Genomic DNA, 3,112 nt, shown 5'->3' on the forward strand with positions numbered 1-3,112 from the left:
CCGGGCCGCTCTTCCCCTCCGGAAGCGAGATGAAACATTACCCCCACCCCAGCCCCACACCAAATCGCCCCCCTGACCAGCACAAACACCAGGGATCGAGTGATCGGTGCCGCTGGCACCGATCACTCGATCAGCGCAGAATCGGAGCGTTGAACCCTGTCCAAGGGCGTGTCACGCCCCCGTCAGCCTGCGCTGAGAGGTTCACACCCGCATGCGTCTGTCTCGCCATGAGCCTCCTGAATCGACGCCTACCGCGCCCTTCCGTCCGCACTGAGGCCGACGTCTCACTCCAGAGGCCCGAGGTGCTTGACGCGACGCTCTGCCAGCGGGGCACCCGGTCATGTTGTCGACGGCAACGCTCCGCGGCATGAGGATCCGCCGGCCGTCTGTTGCGTCAGCGTCCGGAGAGAGCACCTTGAGCTATTTCCCGGTAGCTCGTCGCCGGTGACGCGCAGGAGCAGGTAGCTGGGAGCCGGGGAGCAGAACCCCGGAGGATGGGCGGTCCTCCTACAGATCGACTTCTTCCCCCGGAGTCCTGCCGTGTTCCCCCGGAGTCCTGCCGTGTCCGATCCTGTCACCTACACAGCGACCCTTCCCATCAGCCGGGACACCGTCGAACGCATCGCGGTCTTGCTGCACGCCCGCCGCCGCCAGCTGCGCACCAGGAACGGCCGCCGAGCGCTGGGCTGCTTCACCCAGGGCCTCCTCCTCTGCCGCTGGACGCTGCAGGCCACCCGCGTGCCTCACCTCGCCGCCGACCACCGCCTGTCGCTGTCCACGGCCTACCGCTACCTCGCCGAAGTCCTCGACGTCCTGGCCGTGCAGGCCCCGGGCCTGCACGGGGCCTGCTGGCAGCGAAGATCGCCGGGCACCCGTACGTCATGCTCGACGGGACGCTCATCACCATCGACCACTCCTTGGCACCAGGCCTGACCAGGGGCGTGGACCTGGGGCTACCGCCCACTTGCGGGGGAAGGTGGAGCGGCATGCACCGCCGTCCGGTCGGTGGCACAGCGGGTACATCCAGGTGCTCAGTTGATCACCGCAGCCCCCGACGGGTGGCCGTGGTGGGTCTCACCGGTGCGCCTCGGGCGTGAGCACGACGTCACCTGCGCGCGCACCCACACCGACCTGCTCGACCCGCCTCAGGAGTTCAGCGTCGACGGCCCGGTCGTGCTGGCTGACTCCTCGAGCAACTGGCTACGAGGGCTCGGACCAGCGCCTGCTCTCGCCGTACAGCCAGCAGCAGACGGTGCCGAAGGAGAAGGGCTTGGCGAAGCTCAAGAAGATCCCGCTGACCGAAGCTGAGCATGTCATCAACAGCCTGCACGCCAGGCTGCGCTCTCGTGCAGAGCAGGGCAACGCCCGCCTGAAGGTCACCTTTGAGGCCCTACGTCGCGTCAGCCAGGACCCCTGGCGCATCGGAGCCATCGCCGCGGCGGCGTTGATGCCGCTGCACCGGGAGCACGACCGCACGACCTGACCGAACGTCACCACCAAGTCGCAACTGGGAATGGCTCATTGGACGGGTCAGGACGTCGGCGTCGGTCAGGTCCACTCCGGCGGCGGCGAAGGCGGCCAGCGCCGGGGAAGTACTCCTTCAACCCCGCGTCCAAACGTTGGAGGGCGCGCAACCGCGCTCTGGTGGGCTCGGGCGACCAGCTTGATGCCCTCGGCCTGGGCGGAGTCCCCCGCGATGGGGCGGTGGTGGGCGCGGTCCACGCGCACGATCTCGGCCAACACCGCCGCGTCCCCGGCGTCGGACTTGGCCCCTGAGCTGGTGTGCCGGCCGCGGTAGGCGGCGGCCTGGGCGGGGTTGATCGCGTACACGGTGTACCCGACGCCGATCAGCGCCTGCACCCAGGTGCCGGGGAAGGTCTCGACGCCGACGATCACCGCTTCGGGAGGCACGAATCCGGTCTGCGGCTCGCGCTCCTCGTCCTCGTCGTGGTCGGGGTCGTCGCGGTAGCTGTGGTGCAGGTGGGTGGCGGTTTGCTCGTACAGACGCTCGATCCCCGCAGAGTCTTCGGGCGGGCGGGCTCTAGCAAGGGTGCGACAAAGTCGTCACGCCAGCCCGCAGGTAACCAGCATCAGCAAGGGCTCGCGCGCCTGTCGGGATTTCCACTCCCGCGACATCGTCCCGACGGCTCACTCCGAGCCACGCAACCGATCCTGGCGACGCAGCCCTCGCCTGAAGCTCGGCCCGCCACCCACCGGCGACCAGCGTGCAGGAGCAGTCACGACGCCGCCGGCACCGCCGACCACCCTCCAAGACCATCAAGTGCAGTGCCGACGAGCCAATACAGTCGGTTGACCCGACGAGGACTCCGGCTGTTGCCCTCTTCGTGGTGTCGACGTCGTCAGCGGCAACACCTATCGGTCTCACCGATGCCTGGCTCCGTGCCGCTGGAGCTGATCAGAATCTAGGTGCGAGAGCCGGAGACGGTCGTCGGCCACCGGCAGGCTCCTCGAGCGGCAACATCAACCTCAAGCCATGGGCGCCACAGCGTCCCCGCGTGCCCTACGCGTCGACGAAGGTCCGCTCACCATGTCGCCGTCAGGCTCGGCCAGGTCGATCCGGCTACGTGGTTTCACCGATGGTGAGCAAGAATTAGCCCCCGACCACGTGCACCTCGCTGCGGGGCCTCGGCCGCCGCACAGGGAGACCTAAGTGCGCCCAAGCTAGGAACCAGAGGCCACCGCGCCGACTCGGCGCCATGAGTCCGAGACTGCCTCGTCACTCGACATCGGGCGGACAGGAATCCGCGCGCGCAGCCCTCGCTACCTCTCACCACGGCCTCCGGTTGCCTCCGACAACGCGCAGAAAATCGGGGCACCGCTCAAGAAGGACCTTGACGACCCGGATAGAGCTTAACCGTGCCGACTCCCTGACATGAGCGTTCCCGGAGAATTTCATCCACAGCACGCAGCAGGAAAGGAACCGTCTCTTAAAGTACGTTCGTCTGGGTGTGTGGAAGGGGGCCGGGTCGCATCGCTGCGACCCGGCCCCCTTCACAAAGGATGTCCGGCGGTGACCTACTCTCCCACCCAGCTTCCCGGGCAGTACCATCGGCGCAGGTGGGCTTAGCTTCCGGGTTCGGAATGGGACCGG

Annotated in this window: 1 protein-coding gene, 1 rRNA gene and 1 pseudogene; 1 reads left to right on the forward strand and 2 read right to left on the reverse strand. The window is 67.9% G+C overall.

Going from position 1 to position 3,112, the window contains the following annotated elements; genetic code table 11:
• Positions 1 to 540 precede the first annotated feature (540 nt).
• Positions 541 to 1,483 (forward strand): annotated as a pseudogene (locus tag BXY45_RS24935) (transposase family protein).
• Positions 1,484 to 1,548: 65 nt separating this feature from the next.
• Here BXY45_RS24935 and BXY45_RS22660 read toward each other — a convergent pair.
• A complete protein-coding gene (locus tag BXY45_RS22660) occupies positions 1,549 to 1,911 on the reverse strand; it encodes an IS110 family transposase (RefSeq protein ID WP_170131702.1) in 363 nt (120 codons plus the stop codon).
• 1,112 nt (positions 1,912 to 3,023) lie between these two features.
• Positions 3,024 to 3,112, reverse strand: a 5S ribosomal RNA gene (gene rrf, locus BXY45_RS22665); the annotation flags it as partial.

This window comes from Quadrisphaera granulorum, from assembly GCF_003149145.1.
GTDB classification, from domain to species: Bacteria; Actinomycetota; Actinomycetes; order Actinomycetales; family Quadrisphaeraceae; genus Quadrisphaera; species Quadrisphaera granulorum.